Annotated in this window: 17 protein-coding genes and 1 riboswitch; of the genes, 8 read left to right on the plus strand and 9 right to left on the minus strand. The window is 54.0% G+C overall.

Translation table 11 applies throughout. From position 1 onward, the window contains the following. Positions 1 to 26: 26 nt before the first annotated feature. The 3 genes from asnS to bioA all read right to left on the minus strand — a co-directional run bounded on the left by asnS (position 27) and on the right by bioA (position 3,686). Positions 27 to 1,427: an asparagine--tRNA ligase gene (gene asnS / locus ACZYUB_RS07745; RefSeq protein ID WP_463946889.1), complete on the minus strand. Its 1,401-nt coding sequence runs from the start codon at positions 1,425 to 1,427 to the stop codon at positions 27 to 29. 117 nt (positions 1,428 to 1,544) lie between these two features. Continuing rightward, positions 1,545 to 2,276, minus strand: a complete 732-nt coding sequence (locus ACZYUB_RS07750; protein ID WP_463946890.1) for a HAMP domain-containing protein — start codon at positions 2,274 to 2,276, stop codon at positions 1,545 to 1,547. 117 nt (positions 2,277 to 2,393) lie between these two features. Continuing rightward, the gene (gene bioA, locus ACZYUB_RS07755) at positions 2,394 to 3,686 is read right to left on the minus strand and encodes an adenosylmethionine--8-amino-7-oxononanoate transaminase (protein ID WP_463946891.1); all 1,293 of its coding nucleotides are present in this window, start codon (positions 3,684 to 3,686) and stop codon (positions 2,394 to 2,396) included. 99 nt (positions 3,687 to 3,785) lie between these two features. On the opposite strand from bioA, the gene bioB reads away from it, so the two are divergent. The 5 genes from bioB to htpX all read left to right on the plus strand — a co-directional run bounded on the left by bioB (position 3,786) and on the right by htpX (position 8,655). Beyond that, positions 3,786 to 4,868 (plus strand): biotin synthase BioB, encoded by a 1,083-nt coding sequence (gene bioB, locus ACZYUB_RS07760; protein ID WP_463946892.1) that lies wholly within the window; start codon positions 3,786 to 3,788, stop codon positions 4,866 to 4,868. A 3-nt stretch (positions 4,869 to 4,871) separates the two neighbouring features. Continuing rightward, positions 4,872 to 6,029, plus strand: a complete 1,158-nt coding sequence (bioF, locus tag ACZYUB_RS07765) for an 8-amino-7-oxononanoate synthase (RefSeq protein WP_463946893.1) — start codon at positions 4,872 to 4,874, stop codon at positions 6,027 to 6,029. Positions 6,030 to 6,043: 14 nt separating this feature from the next. Further along, positions 6,044 to 6,826, plus strand: coding sequence for a malonyl-ACP O-methyltransferase BioC (gene bioC, locus ACZYUB_RS07770; RefSeq protein ID WP_463946895.1), 783 nt, complete (start codon positions 6,044 to 6,046; stop codon positions 6,824 to 6,826). Beyond that, entirely contained in the window at positions 6,823 to 7,503 is a 681-nt protein-coding gene (bioD, locus tag ACZYUB_RS07775) for a dethiobiotin synthase (protein ID WP_463946897.1), read from the plus strand. Before bioC ends, bioD begins: the two co-directional genes overlap by 4 nt. Positions 7,504 to 7,773: 270 nt before the next feature. Continuing rightward, entirely contained in the window at positions 7,774 to 8,655 is an 882-nt protein-coding gene (gene htpX, locus ACZYUB_RS07780) for a protease HtpX (RefSeq protein ID WP_463946899.1), read from the plus strand. Positions 8,656 to 8,757: 102 nt separating this feature from the next. Here the strand turns inward: htpX and ribB are convergent, their stop codons facing one another. Then, complete coding sequence (ribB, locus tag ACZYUB_RS07785; RefSeq protein ID WP_463946900.1) at positions 8,758 to 9,411, minus strand: 3,4-dihydroxy-2-butanone-4-phosphate synthase; 654 nt, start codon at positions 9,409 to 9,411, stop codon at positions 8,758 to 8,760. A gap of 93 nt (positions 9,412 to 9,504) precedes the next feature. Then, a riboswitch (FMN riboswitch) is annotated at positions 9,505 to 9,664 on the minus strand. Between the two features lie 77 nt (positions 9,665 to 9,741). Beyond that, positions 9,742 to 10,017: a peptidylprolyl isomerase gene (locus tag ACZYUB_RS07790; protein ID WP_463946902.1), complete on the minus strand. Its 276-nt coding sequence runs from the start codon at positions 10,015 to 10,017 to the stop codon at positions 9,742 to 9,744. Between the two features lie 169 nt (positions 10,018 to 10,186). Here ACZYUB_RS07790 and tamA point away from each other — a divergent pair, with 169 nt between their 5' ends. After that, a complete protein-coding gene (gene tamA / locus ACZYUB_RS07795; RefSeq protein ID WP_463946903.1) occupies positions 10,187 to 11,941 on the plus strand; it encodes an autotransporter assembly complex protein TamA in 1,755 nt (584 codons plus the stop codon). Continuing rightward, entirely contained in the window at positions 11,938 to 15,690 is a 3,753-nt protein-coding gene (gene tamB, locus ACZYUB_RS07800; protein WP_463946905.1) for an autotransporter assembly complex protein TamB, read from the plus strand. Before tamA ends, tamB begins: the two co-directional genes overlap by 4 nt. Before the next feature lie 45 nt (positions 15,691 to 15,735). Here tamB and ACZYUB_RS07805 read toward each other — a convergent pair whose 3' ends face one another. Further along, entirely contained in the window at positions 15,736 to 18,675 is a 2,940-nt protein-coding gene (locus ACZYUB_RS07805) for a putative bifunctional diguanylate cyclase/phosphodiesterase (RefSeq protein WP_463946906.1), read from the minus strand. A gap of 150 nt (positions 18,676 to 18,825) precedes the next feature. On the opposite strand from ACZYUB_RS07805, the gene ACZYUB_RS07810 reads away from it, so the two are divergent. Continuing rightward, complete coding sequence (locus tag ACZYUB_RS07810; protein ID WP_463946907.1) at positions 18,826 to 20,532, plus strand: FAD-dependent oxidoreductase; 1,707 nt, start codon at positions 18,826 to 18,828, stop codon at positions 20,530 to 20,532. A gap of 71 nt (positions 20,533 to 20,603) precedes the next feature. Here ACZYUB_RS07810 and ACZYUB_RS07815 read toward each other — a convergent pair whose 3' ends face one another. The 3 genes from ACZYUB_RS07815 to ACZYUB_RS07825 form a co-directional block, all read right to left on the minus strand. Continuing rightward, on the minus strand, positions 20,604 to 21,251 hold the full coding sequence (locus ACZYUB_RS07815; RefSeq protein WP_463946909.1) for a hypothetical protein: 648 nt from the start codon (positions 21,249 to 21,251) through the stop codon (positions 20,604 to 20,606). Between the two features lie 139 nt (positions 21,252 to 21,390). Beyond that, on the minus strand, positions 21,391 to 22,152 hold the full coding sequence (locus ACZYUB_RS07820; RefSeq protein WP_463946911.1) for a substrate-binding periplasmic protein: 762 nt from the start codon (positions 22,150 to 22,152) through the stop codon (positions 21,391 to 21,393). A gap of 113 nt (positions 22,153 to 22,265) precedes the next feature. Next, complete coding sequence (locus ACZYUB_RS07825; protein ID WP_463946912.1) at positions 22,266 to 23,000, minus strand: proteasome-type protease; 735 nt, start codon at positions 22,998 to 23,000, stop codon at positions 22,266 to 22,268. Positions 23,001 to 23,013: the final 13 nt, after the last annotated feature.

Consider the following 23,013-nt stretch of genomic DNA (forward strand, 5'->3'; position numbering starts at 1 on the left):
GTCGTATCGGAGTCTTGGGACAGAGATTAGAACTCTGCTGTGCGAGGTGTCCGCGGGAAGGGGATCACATCACGCACGTTACCCATGCCGGTCACATATACCACCAGACGTTCAAAACCCAGACCGAAACCGGCATGTGGCACAGTACCGTAGCGGCGCAGATCCCGGTACCACCAGTAGTCCTCTTTATTGAGCTCCATTTCGGTCAGTCGGGCATCTAGTACATCCAGACGCTCCTCCCGTTGCGAGCCACCGATAATTTCACCGATCCCGGGAGCTAGGACGTCCATCGCGGCCACTGTCTTTCCGTCATCGTTCAAGCGCATGTAGAACGCCTTGATATCCTTCGGATAGTTCTTCACAACCACCGGCGCCTTGAAGTGCTCTTCGGCGAGATAACGCTCATGCTCGGATTGCAGATCGATGCCCCATTCGACGGCGAAGTCGAATTGCTTGTCGCAGTTTTTCAGGATCTCGATGGCATCGGTGTAATCAACCTGAGCGAAGTCCGAGCTGACGAATTGCTCCAGGCGGCTCACGGCTTCCTTGTCGACGTGCTGGGTAAAAAACTCCAGATCATCGCGGCGTTCATCCAATACCGCCTGGAATACATACTTCAGTAGTTGCTCTGCCAGCTTGGCGTTGGCTTCCAGGTCATTGAAGGCCACCTCGGGCTCGATCATCCAGAATTCGGCCAAATGACGGCTGGTATTGGAGTTTTCCGCGCGGAAGGTCGGGCCAAAGGTATAGACTTTGGACAGGGCACAGGCATAAGTTTCGGCATTCAACTGGCCGGATACGGTCAGAAAGGCTTCTTTGCCAAAGAAGTCCTGGCTGTAATCGACGCCACCCTTATCGGTGCGGGGCAGGTTTTCCATATCCAGAGTGGAGACACGGAACATTTCGCCAGCGCCTTCGCAATCAGAGGCGGTGATCAACGGAGTCGATACCCAGACAAAACCTTGTTCATGGAAAAAGCGATGAATGGCCTGAGCCAGACAGTTGCGGACACGAGTCACGGCACCCATCAGGTTGGTGCGTGGACGCAGGTGAGCTTGTTCGCGCAAATATTCGATGCTGTGGCGCTTGGCGGCCATCGGATAGGTATCCGGATCATCGACCCAACCGACCACGGTTACTGCAGTGGCTTGAAGTTCGAATGCTTGACCTGCTCCCAACGAGGCGGCCACGATGCCTGTGACCTCCACGGAGCAGCCAGTGGTCAGACGCAGCACATCATCCTCGTAATTGCTCAGGGTGTTGGGTACCACGGCCTGTACCGGATGGAAACAGGAGCCATCATGAATGGCCAAAAAAGAGATCCCGGCTTTGGAATCCCGGCGGGTACGGATCCAGCCTTTCACGGTCAGGCTGCTGCCAACGGCAAACTTGCCCTTGAGCACATCATCTACGGATGCATGGGTCATCTGATTTATCTCTCCAACTTATTGTCGTACCGGGCTTCTGGTCCGGTTTTTTGATCGCATCATCTTACCTGCGCCGAATCAGGACTCAAGCAAAAGATGGTCTGTCGCTCTGGCTGCTCAGCTTTGGGATACGCCCGATGCCGGAGGACTTTGTGGGGACGAGGCCAGGCTCTCCATCAGCTGATTGAAGTTTTCACTCAGACGACCCAGCTCATCGTTGCGCTCGACAGGCAGGCGGATGCTGTGATCACCCAGATCACTGGCCCGCTCCATCGCTAGCGAAATGCGATGCAAGGGACCAACAATCTGGCGACGGATGATATAAAGCGCCAGCAGCAGACCTGCGCCAAAAAATAGGCAGAGTAGCAAGGCTGTCGTCAGCAGATGGGTTTCGATGTCATCAAATGCGGCATTCAATGAATACTCAAGGCGTATGAGCTGCGGCCCGGGATGCTGGCGGTTGCATTCCTGGCATGCGGCAAACCAGCCCGGCGCCAGTGATTGCATCAGCACCAAGCGGGTATCAGCCCCCTGTTCCACAACCTGATAGCCATGGCGAGCGGGAGAGGGCGAGGCGGGTGAGATGGCCGGGTCATGAGGTAGCAGTTGCAGTGAGACCAGCTCTGAATGCTGGGTGAGTCGTTGCCCCAGTGCTTGGCGAGCGGCGGCTGTCGGTAACAGGGCGGCGCCATCCAGATAGGATTGCAACAGCAACTTGGCTTGACTGTGAGCCACCTGTAATACCAAGTCGCGCTCTCGTTGAGCTTGGTAAGCGGTGATGGCAATCAGTACTGATGAAAAGATGATCAGCAGGACGAAACAGACCTTGCCTGCAATCGAGATGCGCATCGCGGGATCCTGTCATGGGTCGGCAGCCCTGCGCCGCCGACGATGGGGCTACTATACCAGAGCCGCCCGTCGATGTGGTGGCTACCCTCTATGTGGGGATCGAGTCTGGTTTTGCCGTTACTTCGCTCTTGAACTATCCAGCCGCATGAGATCGAGTGCTTGACCGACGGCTTGGGTGAGTTGCCGTAACTGTTCGGCCTGAATGATGAAGGGGGGCATCAGATAGATCAGATGACCAAAGGGCCGGATCCAGACGCCTGAATCGACAAACAAACGCTGCAAGCGCGCCATATCGACCGGAGTCCGGGTCTCGACGACACCAATGGCTCCCAACACCCGGACATCCTTGACGACAGGATGTTGACGATACACTTCCAACTCGGTCGCCAGCTGTCGGGCTATAGTCTCGACTCGTTGTTGCCAATCGGAGTCGAGTAACAGCGCAATCGAGGCATTGGCGATGGCGCAGGCTAGCGGGTTGGCCATAAATGTCGGACCATGCATCAGCACGCCTGCCTCACCGTCGCAGATACCGCGCATGATCTTCTCGCTGGTGAGTGTGGCGGACAGGGTGAGGTAACCGCCAGTCAACGCTTTCCCCAGACACATGATGTCCGGGCTGATCCCGGCCCACTCGCAGGCAAATAGTTTACCGGTGCGGCCAAAACCGGTCGCAATTTCGTCGGCAATCAGCAGTACATCGAACTCGTCGCACAGATTGCGGACCTGACGCAGATATTCCGGATGATATAAGCGCATGCCGCCTGCGCCTTGGACTATGGGTTCAAGGATCACGGCAGCAAATTGCTGACTATCTCGCTGCAACAATTTTCGTAAGGGCAGGATATCGTCCGGTTGCCAATCACCCTCGAATCGGCTTTGCGGGGCTGGGATAAATTGGTGTTCCGGTAAGAATCCTTTATACAGCCGATGCATGCTGCCATCCGGATCGGTGACGCTCATGGCGCCAAAAGTATCTCCATGGTAGCCCTGCCGCAGGGCAATAAAACGCGCACGGGGCTGGCCGCGGCTCTGCCAATACTGCAGCGCCATTTTTAGTGCCACCTCGACTGCCACCGAGCCGGAATCGGCGAGAAATACCCGATCCAGCCCTGCAGGCGTCAATTCGACCAGGGTACGGCACAGACGGGTGGCTGGTTCATGACGAATGCCCCCGAACATGACATGGGACATCTGCTGTAACTGCTCTGTCGCTGCCGCATTCAACTCAGGCACATTATAACCATGCACACAGGCCCACCAGGATGACATCCCGTCAACCAAACGACGACCATCGGCCAACTGCAAGTAAACCCCGTCGGCACGGGCTACTTCATAGGTGGGCAAGGGGTGGGTCAACGAGGTGTAGGGATGCCAGACATGTTGCTGATCAAAATCTCTATTGTTCATCTAATGGTCGCTTGTCAATGCGTTAGCTGATGTTTTGATTGACAGCATACTGGCCCGCCATAGACTAGCCAAGTCTAATCCCATTTTTGAGAGTCTGTCATGGAAGCCGAAATCCGCCATAACTGGAGCGTGGAACAGGTCAAAACCCTGTTCGCCTTACCCTTCAACGACTTGTTGTTTCAGGCTCAGTCTATTCATCGTCAGCACTTTAATCCGAACGAAGTTCAGGTCAGTACCCTGTTGTCGATCAAGACTGGGGCTTGTCCGGAAGACTGTAAATATTGCCCGCAGAGTGCTCGCTATCAAACCGGGCTGGAATCGGAACGTCTGCTGGAAGTGGAAAAGGTGCTGGAACGGGCTCGAGAAGCTAAGTCGGCGGGGTCGTCACGGTTTTGTATGGGCGCAGCCTGGCGTAATCCGCGGGACCGGGATATGCCTTATCTGTTGCGCATGGTGCAGGAGGTCAAGGATATGGGGATGGAAACCTGTATGACCCTTGGCATGCTGACCGCCGATCAGGCCAGTCAACTGGCCGATGCCGGACTGGATTATTACAACCACAATCTGGATACCTCGCCCGAGTTCTATGGCGATATCATCACTACCCGTAGCTATCAGGATCGGTTGGATACCTTGTCTCATGTCCGTAACGCAGGGATGAAGATCTGCTCGGGTGGCATTATCGGCATGGGCGAGAGTGCGACTGATCGCGCCGGTCTGCTGGTGCAACTGGCGAACCTGTCGCCACAGCCGGAAAGTGTACCGATCAACATGTTGGTGAAGGTTAAGGGTACACCGCTGGAAAACGAAGCCGAGGTCGATCCATTTGATTTTGTGCGCATTATTGCCGTAGCCCGGATCATGATGCCTGCCTCCCATGTCCGACTGTCGGCAGGGCGGGAAAAAATGAATGATCAGATGCAGGCGCTTTGTTTTATGGCGGGTGCCAACTCTATTTTCTATGGCTGTAAGCTCCTGACCACGGCCAATCCTAATGAAAATGCGGACATGCAGTTATTCAACCGGTTGGGGATCCGTCCTGAGCAGCGTGTGCAGAAGCCAGATCTGATGCAGGAGCAAGAGCTCCGTGAAGCTGTACTGGAACAGCAGGATGAACAAGAGCTGTTTTACGATGCCTCCAAGCCCAGAGTGGTTCGACAACTCAGCAAAACCGAGGCGTGAGCGATGCCGTTTCAACTGGAGTCAGAGCTTCAGGCCAGGCACGGCCAAGGGCTGTTGCGTCAACGCCAGATCTTGCAATCCGGGCAGGGTGCTTCGCTGCTGATTGAAGGGCGTCGATACCTGAATTTCTCTTCCAATGATTATCTGGGGGCTGCCAGCCAGCCCGCCATCGCGGCAGCTTGGCAACAGGGATTGGCAACCTGGGGGGCCGGATCCGGAGCCTCGCCATTGGTGACCGGGTATACCGAGGCGCATCAGCAGTTGGAAGAAGCCCTGGCAGCTTGGCTAAATGTCGAGGCTGCTTTATTGTTTTCGTCAGGATTCGCGGCTAACCAGGCCGTGTTAAAGGCGTTACTCAAACCGTCGCATCAACAGTGGCAGGATCGCCTCAATCATGCCTCTTTGCAGGAGGCAGGAAGCCTGATCCCTTCCCGTATGCACCGCTTCCGGCATAACGATATGGCTCACCTGGAGAGCCAGTTGCGACCGAAGGCTGGGCTTATCATCAGTGAAGGGGTCTTCAGCATGGATGGTGATCAGGCTCCTTGCGAGGAACTGCTCCAGTTGGCAGAGTCCAGTGGTAACTGGCTGATGCTGGATGATGCCCATGGCTTGGGTGCTCATGGCCGAGGTGGCAGAGGCACTCTGGATGTGCAGGGGCTTGCTCATTCCCGGGTCGCTGTTTTAGTGGGGACCTTTGGCAAGGCATTTGGTACTGCCGGAGCCTTCGTGGCAGGTTCCCGCCAGTTGATCGATTATCTGCTGAATTTTGCCCGAGACTACGTCTATAGCACCCATATGCCAGCCTCTCAGGCGTTAGCCACACATGCGGCTTTGCAGTGGGTCATCAAGGCGGATGATGAACGCGCGCATTTGCAGCGGCTGATCGCCCATTTTCGTGCTGGTGCCACTGCATTGGGTTTGACGCTTATGCCATCGGCGACGGCGATACAGCCGCTATTGGTGGGGGATAGTGCTTGCGCCTTGTCACTGGCGACCCGCTTGCGGGAGCTGGGCTGTTGGGTCACGGCGATCCGCCCACCGACGGTTCCGCCCGGTATGGCCCGACTGCGATTGACCCTGACAGCCGGGCATTCGGTCGATGACATTGATGTCCTGCTAAGAGCGTTGGCACAATGCGAGGACGGGATCGGTTGTTGATGGAGCCCATGGGAATGAATGATTGGTCATTGCCGGTCGATAAAATTGATTTGGCAGCCAGATTTGGTAAAGCCGCCAGTTGTTACGACCAGCATGCGGTTGTCCAGCAGCAGATAGGCGAGTATCTGCTCCACTTAATATCACAACAAAATTATGAGGTTGCTCTCGATTTGGGATGTGGCACCGGCTTTTTTTTGCAAAAGCTGCAACCCTTAAGTAACCAGCTCATTGCCCTCGATCTGTCGTTGGGGATGTTGATGGCGGCCACCCAGAAAGTATCTGGCGTCAACTTTATCTGTGGAGATGCGGAGCAGCTGCCCTTGTCGGATAGCGCATTTGATTTGGTATTCTCCAGCCTGGCCTTGCAGTGGTGTGCTTCTTTGCCGCTGGCGCTGGGTGAAATATACCGGATATTGCGACCAGGGGGCCGGGTGGCATTTGCTACGCTTAGCGCTGGTAGCCTGCCGGAGCTGCGCCGAGCTTGGCAACAGGTTGATGATTTAGATCATGTGAACCCGTTTATTGGCGAAGAAGTATTACAATCCCTATGCCTCCAGCAAAAATTTCGTCTTGAGCAATGGTTCTGCCGTCGTCATGTATTGCATTATCCGACGTTGCGTGAGCTACTTATGGGTCTCAAAGGAATTGGCGCAAATCAGGTTACCGGACAGCGGGCGCCCGGTCTATCCGGGCGTCAACGATGGTTGGCGTTAGAAAAAGCTTATGAAAATGAACGAGATAATACCGGCTTGTTACCAGTTAGCTATGAAGTTTGCTACGGAGTTTTGACGCGATGACAAAGACTTTTTTCATCACTGGTACGGATACCGAGGTCGGGAAGACGGTCTCAACCGTTGCTTTACTACGGGCGGCCAACAAGCTTGGATTGCTGACTGCAGCCTATAAGCCAGTGGCCTCAGGTTGCGACCTGATGGAGGAGGGGCTCTGTAACCAGGATGTGGTGATGTTGCAGAAGAATACCTCGTTGCGATTAGCCTATGAGGAGTTGGTGGGCTACTGCTTTGAACCCCATATCGCTCCCCATATTGCATCTGAAGAAAGTGGTGTACCCATCGAGCTTGGCGTGTTGAGTGACGGACTCAAACGCTTGAAGGAAACCGATGCGGACATGATATTCGTCGAAGGTGCGGGGGGGTGGCGCTTACCGGTCGGGCATGGGCATTTTCTTTCGGATTGGGTGCGGCATGAGAATTTACCGGTGATTCTGGTTATTGGTGCCAAACTCGGTTGTCTGAACCACGCCATGTTAACCTGCGAGGCCATCCAGCATGATCGGCTCAATATTGCCGGCTGGTGCGTGAATCGTATTCACCCAGGGATGAGTCATTACAAAGCGAATCTGGAAACCCTGAAAAGTTTATTACCGGCACCATTTTTAGGTGAAATCCCCTACCTGGCTCGTCCATTCGAGTCGGATTTGGGGCAGTACCTGGATCTTTCTCCATTGCTGTAATGTTTTTACGATGCGATCTGGAACACCATACCTTTTGGTATGGTGTTTTTGTTTTACCCCCGTTCATTGAAATTCTATTTCTCGCCCCTATGATCAGTTTGAGTCAGCGTCTGGTTTGCGCAGGTGTTGGTCTTGTGGCTGAATGTGTGTTTGTCAGGTTATTCCTGAGCAATAGGCCGGTATAGACTGCTGCCTTTTCGGTAATATCTATGTTACCAATGACATACCTGAATCAAGGTCTTTGTGTCCCTGATCTGTTAAGGAGTCTTCATGAAACGCGTGTTGTTGTTCTTGGCAACGAATCTGGCTGTGGTACTGGTTCTGTCTATTGTCCTGAGTGTGCTTTCCAGCTGGCTCGGGTTGAATCGCCAGGGGATGGGCGGCCTCTTGTTGATGGCGGCAGTGTTTGGTTTCGGTGGCTCCATCATTTCGCTGCTGATCTCCAAGTGGGTGGCCAAGCGCAGTTATGGAGTGCAAATTATCGAGCAACCGCGCAGTGAGATGGAGCATTGGCTCCTGTCCACTGTGACTCGGCAGGCACAGCAAGCTGGTATTGGCATGCCGGAAGTGGGTATTTATGACTCACCCGAGATGAATGCCTTTGCTACTGGTGCCAGCAAAAATAACTCACTGGTCGCAGTGAGCTCTGGTCTGCTTTACAGCATGAGTCGTGATGAGGCCGAGGCGGTGTTGGCCCATGAAGTGAGTCATATCGCCAATGGTGACATGGTGACTCTGACCCTGATCCAGGGGGTGGTGAATACTTTTGTCATCTTCTTTGCCCGGGTTGTCGCAGGCATCATCAGTAACGCATTCCGCTCTAATGATGAAGAGCAAGGTTCAGCGATGGGTGGCTTTGCCTACATGATGATTGTCTTTGTGCTGGAGATGGTGTTTGGTGTTCTGGCTTCTGTGATTGTGATGTGGTTCTCCCGCCAACGTGAATTCCGTGCCGATGCGGGGTCAGCTCGATTGGCTGGACGTCACAAGATGATTGCCGCTCTGGAGCGTCTGCGTCAGGGCCATGAACCTCAGCTGGAAGGCACCATGATGGCCTTTGGCATCAATGGTAAACGTTCGATGAGTGAATGGTTTATGAGCCATCCGCCCCTGGAGCAACGGATCGAAGCCTTGCGCCAGCAGTCGCTGTAATCGTCAACTCTGTATACAACAAGGGCTATCCTCGGATAGCCCTTTGTTTTTATGGCTGATTTCGGCTAAAAGTCGATAGCTAGCCGGGTTTCAATTCAGCGACTAACTCGCCTGCTTCTGCAGCTGAAGTCGATATGCCACCAGATCATCAATACTGATCACTGGCATTTGGTGCTTGTTGGCAAAGCGAATGACGTCGGGTAAGCGCGACATGCTGCCGTCGTCATTGGTCAGCTCACATAACACACCATAGGGTTTGAAACCGGCAAGCCGCGTCAGATCGACCGTAGCTTCGGTATGTCCCCGGCGCTCCAGCACGCCGCCTTTTCGGGCTCGGAGAGGAAATACATGGCCGGGTCGATGCAAATCTTCCGGTACGGCACCGTCGGCAATGGCTGCGGTTATGGTGGTCAGGCGATCCCGAGCCGAAACACCCGTGGTGACACCGACGGCAGCCTCTACGGTGACGGTAAACGCGGTTTGAAAGTGGCTGGAATTGGTTTCCACCATCATTGGTAGTTGCAATTGCCGGACTCGTTCATCGGTCAGGCACAAGCAGACAATCCCCGAACAGGAGCGGATCATCAAGGCCATCTGTTCGACGGTCATGGTTTCTGCGGCAAAGATGAGATCGCCTTCATTTTCACGATCCTCATCGTCGACGACCAAAATCCCCTGTCCGGAACGCAGAGCGGTAAGGGCGGCGTCAATGCGTTGCAAGGGGGAACCAAATTGCGAGAGTAAAGACTGATCCATGGTAAGTATCCTGATATGTCAAATGATTACCTGAATCAGGGCATGGAAAGGCAGCAAGCGGCAAGCCCGTTGGGCTGCCGTTCAGAATGGCTGTCGTATCCTCTTTCATCCGGACTATAACCGTCGGCTCCGGAGTTACACCGGATCTGCTGACCTCTTGCCGAATAGATTTCTACAAGAGCGCTCGCGGGCTGACCATGTCGCAACATGGATTACCGCCGGTGGGGAGTTTCACCCCGCCCTGAGAATAAGCAGGGCAAGGCTAACTCGATGCCAGTCAAAATGCCAGTAGCAGTCGGTTAAGCCGATTGTTTTCGTCTGCAAGTGGGTTCAATTGCGGTAGAGAACTTTGATTAGATGAAAACCAAACTGAGTTTTTATCGGGCCTAATACTGTGAGTACTTCACCTTTAAAAACAGCGTCATCGAAAGGCTTGGCCATCTGTCCCTTCCGAAATTCGCCCAAGTCACCGCCTTTTTTGCCAGAAGGGCAAAGCGAATGACGGCGAGCGAGCTCACCAAAATGGGCTCCCTTGGCAAGTTTTACTTTTAAGGCTTCACATTCATGACGATTTTTCACCAGAATATGCAAGGCTGCTGCTTTCATTCCATAATCCGCTGGCTATAAAAGGGTGATTTTCAATCATCTGCTCGATGGCTGCAAGCGGACCCAGGCTGGGCTGTTCGCTGAAAGTCTCTGTGCTACTATCCTTCGGGCAAAGGCTGGACTCGGGCATCGCCATGATCAATCTTTTTAACAGTGAGCAAAATATTACGTGAAAAAACGCTCAGCTTTTCTTCCGCTAGTGATGTTACCTCATCGTTTGCTCCTTGGCGGTTGCTTGCTGCTGGCTCTTTGGGGCATGCAGGTGCAGGCAAAAAATATCAGTTATCGGATTGATGGCATTAGTGGTGACCTGAAGGAAAATGTAGAGACTCACTTGACCGCACTGCCGAACATCCAACCCGGTCGAATAGAGCATCGGGGCAAACAGATCCGCTCCGCTGTCGAACAGGGTTTACAGGCATTAGGGTATTATCAATCCAAGATCCAGCTTCAGGTGGATGAGCAAGACCCGGCTATGTTGCATGTGCAAGTGACTAAAGGTAAGCCGGTGAAGATCCGGACTCTTCGAGTAGAACTATTGGGCGATGCTCTCAATGATGAGGCATTTGACCGACTCCTCAAGCAATTACCGCTTAAGCAAGGCGATGTGCTGAATCATGGCAAGTATGAGGATATTAAGTCAGCGTTAGCCACGCGCGCGGCTAATCGCGGCTATTTTGATGCGGAATTGGTGACCTCCCGGGTCAAGGTCTATCCCGATGAACTGGTTGCCGATGTGGTCATCGAGTTTTCCAGTGGTCATCGTTATCATTTTGGTGAAGCACGCATCGTCGGGGTTACTGAATCGCTGCGACTCATCCACCCGCTGCTGACCTTCAAAGCCGGAGATCCTTATCAGGCACAAGATCTGGCGACCTTGAGTCAGTCACTGTCGGAAACTCGTTATTTTCGCCAGGTGGATGTCCGACCTCTGCTCAACGAAACCCGGGATCATCAAGTCCCCATCTACATTGGCCTCGAGCCCAAGAGTGATAACTTGGTCGAGACGGGGGTTGGCTATTCCACGGATGAAGGTCCTCGTGTTCAGCTAAATTGGGAAAAGCCCTGGTTAAACAGTCATGGGCATAGTCTGGCGGCACAATTCAAGGTGTCGCAACCCAAGCAAGACCTGAAATTCAACTACCGGATCCCGGGCAAAGACCCGATCAACGATTACTACAATCTACAAACCGGTTATGAACGCACGGATTTAAATGACACTCGATCCAGTAAAACTTCAGCCGGTATCCATTACTGGACCAAAAAGCTGGGCAATTGGGAGCGTGATTATTTCACCCGCCTGGAATATGAGTCATTTCGTCAAGGGCTGAGCGAGGGTAACAGTTTGCTGTTGATACCCGGTGTTAGTCTCAACCGTTTGCGTGTCGACAAGGCTATCGATCCGGAATTCGGTGACCGGATCTTGCTCACTACTGAGTTTTCACAGCCAGCCTGGGGCTCGGATCTGGGTTTTACCCGCTTGTGGGCTCGAACTAAATGGTTGCGGACACCCTGGGAGGGCGCGCGTTTTACTACACGCCTGGAACAAGGGGGGATCATAGGTTCCAATCTGGATGAGATGCCCCCAAGCTTGCGTTTTTTCGCCGGGGGGGACCAATCGGTGCGGGGCTTTGGTTTTGAAACCATCTCGCCGGTCGATGCGAGTGGTCAGTTGACGGGGGCGCGTTATGTCACGACCGGATCGCTGGAATATGCGCATCCCGTGGCTGAGAAGTGGCGACTGGCCAGTTTTATTGATGCCGGAACCGCAACCAATGATTATCAGGATCCATTGCGTGTCGGGACTGGTCTGGGGATGCGTTGGATTTCGCCATTCGGGCCTATCCGCTTCGATCTGGCATTCGGGGTGTCGGAAACCCATATTCCCTGGCGTCTGCATTTTGGTTTGGGAGCCGAGCTATGAGTTGGTTGCGGCTGACATTTGTGGCCTTGAGCAGCCTGTTGCTCTTGCTGTTGGTCGTGGTGGGATTACTGCTCTTTACTGCCGCAGGTAATCAGCTGTTATGGCAACAATTGCAGAGCTCGCAACCGACACTGCAGGGTGAGCTGGCCAGTGGCCATCTAGGGCAGGGGTGGACGTTTCGCCATCTCGACTACCGCTCTTCGCTACTGGATGTGCAGGCGGATGAACTGCACCTGAAATGGCAATTGGGCGCTTTGCTCAGTGGCCGCTTGTTGATTGACGAGGTTCAACTCGATCAGGGGCGTATCCAGATCCATCCGCTAGCCGATCCCCTCGCGGATCCTGAGTCCGAGGAGCTACTGCAGACAGAGCCGACGGAGCAGCTAATCCAGTTACCATTCGGTATTCAGCTCAAGCGATTACTGGTTCGCGACTTTGTCCTGACGACACCCGATGTCCGGGTGGCGGTTGGCCGTTTGCAAGCGGCTGCCAATTGGCATGGTTCGCGATTACAGCTGGAACACGCTGACGGCGCGGATGTCGATGTCGCTTTGCTTCCATCGCCAAAATCCAGCGCGACCAAGAGGGAGACCGCCGCGCCGCCATTGACCAAACCCTTCGATGCGAACGTCGTTCAGCAACAAATCGAGTTATTGCCCAAGGTTTTCCTGCCGGTCTCGCTGGAAGTCGAGCAGTTTAAGGTGCAACGCGCTCGTTATCATCAGACGGGATTTGATACTGGGTTATTTGATGTTCAGGCCCGCGTCGGATTCGAGGGCGTTGAACTGCGAGTGGCGCAACTGCAGGTCTGGCATCCATGGGGTGAACTGCGCCTGAAAGGGCAGATGACCTTCCTGGACTATTATCCAATGCAGTTTGAACTCCAAGGCCTCTCCAAGATGCCATGGCTGGATAAGCAGCTCGTGGGGCGGCAAGCCCGTTTGAACGTAGCTGGCCCCTTGACGGATCTGCAGACAAAACTGGTGGTCGAGGGCACGGAAGGTCTGGTCATGAAGGCTCGGCTGAATACGCTAGCTCCAGATTTGCCATTCGAGACGGAGGCACAATGGCAAACCTTGCAGTGGCCACTCAAGGCTGCGGAATATGCGCTGACGAAAGGGGCTTTGCGCGCTTCGGGCCGTCTATCTGATTATCGGGCCTCCTTGCGAAGTCAGGTCAAGGTGCAGGGATTGCCGATTTCCAAGCTTGATGTGACGTTGACGGGATCGCTGGATGGCATCGCGCTGGCACCGCTTGGCATCACCACGGGCCACAGTCATCTTGGCGCAACCGGCAAACTGAGTTGGGTTCACGGCATTCACTGGTCGGGCAAACTCGAAGCAAAAAGCAGTAATTTGCAGGAGTGGCTTCCTGAGCTATCGGGGCGCATCAATGGCTCTGTGACCTCGGAATTTGCACTGAACGATGGTCACTGGCAGCTGAAGCTACCGACTATCCAAGCCTCGGGCCAACTCAATGGTTATCCACTGACGCTCTCGGGCAAGCTCAGTGGCGACGACCAAATGGCATGGCGTTTTGAGCAGATCAGGGTGCGAAGTGGCGGCAACCAGCTATCGCTGGATGGCGAGCTTGCGTCTCGCTGGCAACTGCAAGGTCGTCTGTTGGCGCCCAAACTTGAAACATTACATCCCGAACTGGACGGCGGCATAGACGGGCAGTTTGCACTGTCCGGAAATGCCACGACGCCGGTTGTCACGGTGAAGTTGCAGGCGGAAAGCATCAGTTTTGCCGGTACCCGGTTGCGACAACTCGCCTTGGATGCCTCTGTGTCACTAGGCGCCTTATGGCAGGGGGATGCCAAGCTCGCACTGGGTCGACTGCGGAGCGGTAGCCAGCGTCTGCAGGATCTGGAGCTGTCCATTACCGGAACAGAAAAAGCGCATCAAATTGCGCTGCAGTTCAAGGGCAAGCCGATTGCCAGCACGTTGGCACTGCAAGGTCGTTGGACTGGACGTCAGTGGCAAGGAGTACTAGGTTCGGGACAACTGGATACCCCCATCGGCCCTTGGCATTTGGTCTCACCCTTGACGCTGGCAATTACTCCTTCATCACCCAGTGTTGTGCTCGGGAGTCAATGTTGGCGCTCGGAGAAATCTTCTTTCTGCGTCGATGCAACCGAACTCTCACCGCAACAGGGGGAGCTGAATCTGGCATTAACCGATTTTGCGACTCAAGCATTACAACCTTTCCTGCCCGAGCGAATGGATTGGGTCGCCGTCCTTGGCCTGAAAGGAAATGTGGGCTGGAGGCAGGGGGTTCCTCATGCCAACCTGCAACTGGTGAGTGAGCCCGGCAAATTGATCGCCGACGAATTCGCTTCGGCCTATGATCAGTTGTTCATTTCAACCCAACTGGATGAGCAACAGGGTAAGCTGGCGCTTCACTTTTCTTCCCAGCAATTAGGTAAGGCCGATATTAATTTGTTGCTTACAGATCCCATGGGTGAACGCGGCCTAGGGGGGGAGCTGTCGATTAGTAATCTGCGTTTGTATGGTATAGCGCCACTCTTTGACGAACTAAAGCGCACTCGTGGCCGCATCGATGCCAAAGGCCGTATGGCTGGAACCTTGAGTAAACCCTTGTTCTATGGACGCGTGGCGCTTAGTGAAGGCGAGGTGGAAACCTCGACGGAACTGGCGGTTATCAAGGCGTTGCATACGGAGCTGCTGATTGATGGTTCCCGGGCAACCCTCGCTGGTGATATGAAGGTCGGCAAGGGTACGCTGGAATTGAACGGGGATGTGGACTGGTCCCAGGAACCGCTGTCGGGGCAACTGCGGGTGCAGGCCGATACTCTGGAAATTGGTCTGGCGGGCTACGGAAGAGCCCGGGTGAGCTCTAATTTGACGTTAGCCTTGGGTGACACCATCCGTCTGGCAGGCCAGGTACAGATCCCATGGGCTCGTATCAAGGTGAAGTCCTTACCCGATAGTGCGGTCAGCGTGTCGGAGGATGTCGAGGTGGTGGATCCCCGGCGCAAAACCGCGCCGCCACCCAAGGCTCCATTGCCGATCTGGTTGGATGTCAGTTTAGGGCTGGGCGGAGATGTGCAACTGGATGCCTTAGGGCTCAAAACCAAATTGGTGGGCGGAGTCCGGGTCGTTCAGAATCCAGAGATACCACTACGAGTGGACGGCGAGATTGCTCTGAATGATGGCCGTTTCAAATCCTTTGGACAAAATCTGCTGATCCAGGAAGGTAAATTACTGTTCAGTGGTAATCCAACTGCACCGTATCTGTTGGTGAAGGCCGAGCGGGATCCGGAAACGATGGAAGATAAGGATATTACGGTCGGGGTCAAGGTTTCAGGTCCTGCCAGTCAGCCGAAGATCGAAATCTATTCCGAGCCTCAACTCTCGCAAACTGAAAAACTCTCCTATCTGCTACGCGGCAAAAGCTCGACCAGTAGCGGCACCACCTCAAACGATGAGGCTATGACCGGGATCTTGCTGGGGGCGGGATTGAGTCAAGCCAATGGCCTGGTATCGGGAATTGTCGAGAATTTTGGGTTCAGCGATGTCAGTCTGGATTCGACCGGTAGCGGGGATGATACCCAGGTCAGCATCAGTGGCTATTTGATGCCCGGCTTGCAATTGCAATATGGCGTGGGCGTCTTCACCTCGATTGGTGAGGTCAAGTTGCGCTATGAATTGATGCCCAGACTCTATGTGCAAGCCTTGAGTGGCTTGAACCAGGCTCTGGATCTGTTTTACAAGTTCGAGTTTTGAGGGTGAGCCCTGTGCTCAGGGCTCACGCTTTTACCGACACCGTGTCTATTCGCGGTTGTGTGATGAGGCGGGGGGCGGACTAAATTGCTGTTCCAACTCGCGGACAGGTAGTGGTCGGGAGCGTAAGAATCCCTGAAAATGATCGCAACCCAGATCGCGCAATACCTGCAACTGCTCCTCGGTCTCGACGCCTTCAGCGATGACTGAAAAATCCATGACTTCGGCCAGTGCCAGTACGGTCGCCACCAGTACCCGATCTTTGTGGTCCTCCGCCAGGCGCATGATAAAGCTGCGATCCAGCTTTACCTCATTGACCGGCAATTCCTTGAGATAGGCCAGCGACGAGTAGCCAGTGCCAAAATCATCGATCGACAAGCGGATCCCTAATTGACGAATGGCCTGCATCTTGTGGATTGTCTCGTTCAGGTTCTCCAAGACTACAGACTCTGTCAGTTCCAATACTAAGCAGTGGGCGGGGATCCCGCTCTCCTGCATGATCAACTCCAGTTGCGGTAGGAAATCCCGGTGATGAAATTGTCGGGCGCTGACATTGATGGAGATCGCCGGTAATGGCATGCCGATGCTTTGCCAATAGACAAACTGGGTGCAGGCTTGGCGCAATACCCAGAGGCCTATTTCATTGATCAGGCTGGTCTCTTCAGCGACCGGTATAAATTCGGCAGGCGAGATAAAGGTCCCTTGATGCTCCCAGCGTAAGAGGGCTTCAGCACCGACCAATGCACCCGAGACGACCGCGAATTGTGGCTGATAGTACAATTGGAATGCATGCAGCCGCAGTGCATCGCGCAGTTGGTTATTCAACTCCAACCGACGCCGCACGGCTCTGCCCATATCGCTGGTGAAGAATGCATGCCCCCCACCACTCTGGCGTTTGGCAATGTGTACCGCGGTGTCGGCTTGCTGCATGACCTCGGCAAAAGAGACCTCGTCGGGGAACAGACTGATCCCCAGCGTACAGGTGACATGTAAGGTAATGCCATTGATGTCGAAGGGTTGGCTGAACAGGCTGCTGATTTCCTGAACCAGGTATTCACACTGGATACGGGCCGAGATCAGGCTGGATCCCAAATCTTTGGCCAGTAGCGCAAATTGATCGGCCGAGGCTCGAGCCAGCAACAGCTTCTGGCCAAGGTTGTTTTGGAGACGCACCACGATAGCTTTCAGCAGTTGATCGCCCACGGCATGGCCTAGTGAGTCATTGATATTTTTGAAGTGATCGATATCCAGTAACAACAGAGCACCAAAGAGACTCAGCTCCTGGGCCTCTTGCAGTGCCATCTCCAGTTGTTCCAGCATGGCGCGTCGATTGTAGATGTTGGTGAGGTCATCGTAATAGGCGAGTTGCTCGATCTGCTGCTCGTTATGGCGACGTTCGGAGATATCGTCGATGGTGCATAGATAATGGGTGATCTCATCATGGCGACGAATGGTGGTGATCGTCAGTCGTACGGGGAAATAGAAGCCGTTGGCCTTGAGGATGTTTTCCTCGCCTTGCCAATAATTTTGTCGTTTCAAAGTTTGCTGCAAGGAATTATAGAATTCGTCATCGTAGAAGCTGGGACGTAGTAGCTTCATGTGGTGACCAATGATGGCCTCCGGCGCGAATTGCGTCATGGCGATAAAGGCAGGATTGGCCCGCTCGATAAAGCCTAAGGCATCAATGACCAGAACCGCCATCGGGGTTTCAAATGCAGCGCGAGCTAATTGCAACTCTTCTTCAAATCGCCGCCGCAGTAGCTCGCCGGTGGTGCGATGAGCGGTCAAGGCGATAATCGTTTCCAGCGGCGCGCTATTGGCAGGCTGATTGCGGAACAGTAAGCACATCAGGCCAACAAGCTGCTGATCCTCATCGAGTAGTGGATAGCTTAAGCAGGCTTCAAAGTTGCCATATTCGGCCAGCAACGGACGCACTGCTTCGAGGGAGTTGCCCTGCAAACGTCGCGGCTGCGGATCGAGCAAGAGTTGCCAAGCATCCGGTTGCAGCGAGAGCTCCTGCTCCGGTAACCAGCTACCGCGATCATAACGAACCACGCTGGCTAGATGAGCTTGTCCTTCCCGTTGCAGTTGGCGCCAGATGAGAACTTGACTGGCTTGACACTGCTCCGCGAGTAACTGGGCCAGATGGGCAAAATAGGCGGTACCACTATGGCTGGCGATCCGAATATTGAAATCCTGTAGCCACTGCAGATGATCCAGGTTTGGTGATGGAGGGATCTCCAGCAATAGGCTGGCAGCCTTTTCGGCCAACTGAAAGGTGAGCGCCGGAAAACTTTGTTGAAATGAGCGGTATTCCAGCGTAATGAGCCCGGAAAGGATCCCCGATTGTTGCAGCTGCACGTCCAGACGGGCATGAATGTCATCCTCGGCCAGATACTGTTGGCTCTTGAGCATAGGCTGATGAGACAGATCAGAAAAACCGAGACAGCCTCGTGAGCGCAAGGCTTTCAGGTAACGGTTATCTACGGTTTGCGGCGAGGGGATTTTGCCGTTGCCCAGCATGAACAGCGGCGTCATGAGTTGGCTATCCAGACTCCACAGGATCAGTCGCTCACAACCGGTGGCGGCATACAGAGTGTGTAAAATCCGTCGATTACGCTCTACTCCCGAACAGCTCGTCGCCTGCTTGTCCAGCTCCAGAAACTCGAGCGCTTGTAGTGGACTACTCCCCGTAGTTGCCAACAAAGGCTGGGCAACCAGGATCCATTCCGGATGCCGATCGGGTATGAATTGCAATAACCAGAGCGTATCGTATCGTGCTAGCTGCACACATCCAGCCTGCTGCTTGTCGAGGAGCTGATTGATTTCGCTGGCCTCGTCGGCAGGCAATTGCTCAGGCCAGGGTTGTCCGGGGAAGGGGCACACGGCATCGGGAACCACGGAGGGGCCAATGGCGGTGAGCTGACGGGTCAGCATATCCAGTCGCAGTAAGCTGGAGCCGCTTGCTGTCTGGTGAGGTGAAGCCACACTGGGTGCCGGAAGTTGCATAAAATCAATGAACTATAATAGGCCGACTTCTCTTCAGCATACCCGATCCAGGCGGTCTGGCAATGTTATGATTGCACTCTAAATTAGAAATGCCTAAAGTAATGGCATTCGTGATGAAAGGAATAGCATATGACCAAAATCGTCATCGTCGGTGGTGTTGCCGGCGGCGCCTCCGCCGCCGCTCGTGCTCGCCGTCTCTCGGAGAGCGCTGAAATCATAGTGTTGGAGCGCGGCGAGTATGTTTCTTTTGCCAACTGCGGTTTGCCTTATCACATCGGCGGCGATATTCAGCAACGAGATGCGTTGTTGTTGCAGACTCCGATGAGCTTCAAGCGACGCTTTAATATCGATGTTCGTACCCAACATGAGGTCATCGCCATCGATCGGCAGGCCAAGACAGTCACCGTGAAGGAGATGGTAAGCGGACGTCTCTACATCGAAAGCTATGATCGCCTGCTATTGAGCCCCGGCGCGGCGCCGATCCGCCCACCACTGCCGGGATTGGATAGTCCTGGAGTTTTTGCGCTGCGAAATATTCCCGATATGGATCGGATTGTCGCCGCTCTGGAGCAGCACACTCCGAGCCATGCCACCGTGGTAGGTGGTGGATTTATCGGTTTGGAGATGGTCGAGGCGCTGCATCAGCGTGGCATCCGTGTCACCCTGCTGGAATTAGCCGATCAGGTGATGGCGCCCGTGGATAAGGAGATGGCGAATCTGGTTCATCAGACACTGGTGCAACATGGTGTCGACCTGCGGCTTAATACAGGGCTGAACAGTGTGGCACCGTGCCCAGTCTCTACTCCTGAGCCTGATGCGACAGCTGATGGTCAGATTGCTCCTGCGGTCGATACGTTGCAGCTCTCCTTGAGTAATGGGTCTACCTTGACAACGGGCCTGCTTATTCTGGCGATCGGGGTCAAACCGGAAACCTTGTTGGCGGTGCAAGCCGGGCTTGAGTTGGGGCCTCGAGGTGGCATCAAGGTGGATGAGGGCATGCGTACCTCGGACGCGGCAATTTATGCGGTTGGCGACGCGGTGGAGACCACTGATTTTGTCACCGGTAAACCGGGTTTGATGCCGCTGGCTGGCCCAGCCAATCGTCAGGGGCGACTGGCGGCGGATAATATGCTTGGCCGCAAGGTTCTGTATAAACGCACCCAAGGGACCGCAATCTGTAAAGTATTTGATTTGGCCGTTGCCAGCACGGGACTGAACGAGAAGAGCCTGATCCGCTCGGGCATGGCGTACCAGAAGATTTATGTGCATCCAGCCAGTCACGCCAGTTACTACCCTGGCGCTCAGCCAGTCAGCTTCAAATTATTGTTCGATCCGCACAATGGTCGCATTTTGGGAGCTCAAGCGGTCGGTAAGGATGGGGTGGATAAGCGCATCGATGTCTTGGCTGTGGCCATGCGTGCGGGTTTGAGTGTCATGGAGCTCGAAGATCTGGAGTTGACCTATGCACCGCCCTTCGGTTCGGCTCGCGATGTAATCAATCAGGCGGGTATGGTAGCGGCAAACGTCATCAAAGGCGATGAGCGGATCTGTCATAGCGAGGATGTCCTTGCACTTCGCTCCGATCAATTGGTACTGGATGTCCGTAACCCCGGTGAGTTGAAGGCCAACGGCCAGATCCCGGGTGCTATCAATATCCCGGTCGATGAATTGCGGGGGCGTTTGCACGAGCTACCCAAAGAAAAGGAAATTTTGATCACCTGTCAGGTTGGTTTGCGCGGACATGTTGCTTACCGGATGTTGACGCTAGCCGGTTTTACCGCACGGAACCTCTCGGGTGGGTTCAAGACGTTCCAGATGGCAACTGCTGAATACTAACCACGATATTGTTATTAGCGCCAAGCAAAGGCCTCCCTCGGGAGGCCTTGTGCATGCTCGATAGGGAAAGGCTATACCGGATCATCGGCGTCCAGCAGATTCGCAAATGGATCATCCAACTCCATGGCATTGAGACGGGTGGTCTGGATGAATAGGGGCGGCTGACCTTTAAGTCCCCAGACTGACAACTCGCCAGCAAGGAAAAGATGACCAGGGTAGGATTCATCATCGGTCCGGAAGCCAGCAAGTTGGCTGCTATCAAAATCAACCTGGTGGATAGACAGGATTGGACGCAAGGCAAAGAACAGATCCCGGGTCAGTTCAGTCCCCAGGCTCACAGGGCGACGATCCCCGTCAAACAGCCAGTTGCCTTCCCCCTGCATATTGTTGAAAAAACCACCGTGCTGCAGAAAGTATCGAGCCAAGCGGATAGCGTCGGCTAGCTGCATGCCGGCGTGCTTTGGATGCGGGCGCCAGAAGGTCAACTCCTCAATCTGGGTCAGGGTTAACCACTCATCAATCTGCTCCGGCACCGGTATGGTTTCCCACAGTTGCTGCACACCCAGCTGGATTTGCAGGGTGATATCTCCCAGGCGTTCAATAATTTGTTCTGGAGGCATGTTGGGGTCGGAGATCAGGTGGTGGACGGCGATTGCTGCCTGGACGTTATCGGAATCGGGTGTATCAGAATGAAGGGTATCGTGAGATTCAGGTTTCATCGTTTCTCAATCCTAGGTCAGTCGGAGCTTTATGCGTAGCTATGTCGTTGAGCTTATATGACACGAGTCGAGCGCCAAGAGAAATTATGCTGCGGGATGGCAGATGTTTTAGCTTCTTCACATCTGCTGATCACAATAGCTAGTCGGTGCGGGTGTAGCTATCCAGCAGCTGTTGGTAATCTCCCCGCTTTTTCATTTGCCGTAACGCTTGGTTAAATGTGGCGACAAACGCCGGTTTAATACTCTGCTTACTGAACATGAAAAACGTCGGAGCCGAATAGATGGTGATAGGGGCTGGTTGTACTTTGAGATCCAGATGTTGTTGCTTTAAACCCCATGTGGTTGCCAGCCAATCACCGAGAAAACCGTTGATCCGGCCCTTCTGCAATTTAGCGTAATTCATATTTTCCGATAACACGGTTTGGACATTATGATGGTGGCGGTAGGGTTCAAATTCAGGGCCGTAGAAGAAGTCCTTGGTAATACCCAGTACAAAGCCCTTGTCCAGCAGTGTGCCGATATTGGTTCCGGGAAGTGATTGTTTGGGCCGGATCCAGAGCATGACTTGGCTCGGACTGTAGGCGTCTGAAAAATAAGAAAATTCTGCTCGCTCTTCGTTGTAGTAAGCCTCCATGGCAATATCGGCTTCCCCGATCTGGATTTCTTGTAGTTGCCGACGCCAGGGGCGGGGACGAAAAATGACTTCACACCCAATATCACGCATCACCGCCTGCAATACCTCGACTGCAAAGCCATGCATAGTCCCATCGCTACTCTGAAAATGATAGGGGGGCCAGTCATCCCAGCCGACCCGCAACGGGTTCGGGCAGAGCGGATTGGCTATGGTGAGAGGGCTGGTCAGCGATGCCAGAAAAAATAGGGGCAGGCATAGCAATTTCATTCCGGGGGATCCTGATTTTCGAGTCTGAGCCTCTGCCGATTAAAGCAGAAAATAACGTTTTATCTATGACGTGCTGCGCAATCTCGGCCGGAATGCCCCCTAGTCGGTTTTCATCACGTCTGTTTTGTTCCCAGAGCGAGCGGTGGCAACTCTCGAAATAAATGTAACAAGCCCTCAGACCAAGCCTGTCGTAAAGCCTGAAAATGAGGATGCTGATCGGTGATTCGATATTGTTGTTCGGCGCAAAAACTACCCTGCGGATAGATGAGTACATCCAGTGGCAAGCCTACGGAGAGATTGCTGCGCAGGGTGGAATCGAGGGAGATCAGGGCACACTGCATGGCTTGTTCTAGCGAGGTCTGATAATTCAGCACCCGGTCGATAATCGGCTTGCCGTACTTACTTTCACCGATTTGAAAATAGGGGGTATCTTCCGTGGCTTCGATAAAGTTGCCTTCCGGATAAATATGGAACAGTCGGGGATCACTGCCGCGGATCTGCCCACCCAACAGCAGGTTGCAACCGAAATTGACGCTGCTCTGCTGTTGTCCTCCATCTCTGGAGATAACTTCCCGAACCGTATTTCCCACCAGTGTCGCCGCATCGTACAGCGAGCCGACGTTCATCAGATTCAACTTCTCTTCCTGACAGCGTTGTCGCAGCAGGCTGAGCACGCTCTGGGTTGTGGCTAGATTGCCCGCGCTTTGTAACACCAGCAAGCGCTCCCCCGGCTGGTGAAACACATTCAATTTCCGGAAGGTGGCTATATGGTCGACTCCCGCATTGGTGCGGGAGTCAGAGGCAAACACCAAGCCATCGGCTAGGCGCATTGCGACGCAATAGGTCATGGCTCTCTCTCAA

This window comes from Pseudaeromonas sp. HNCC25DJ182 (assembly GCF_055413365.1).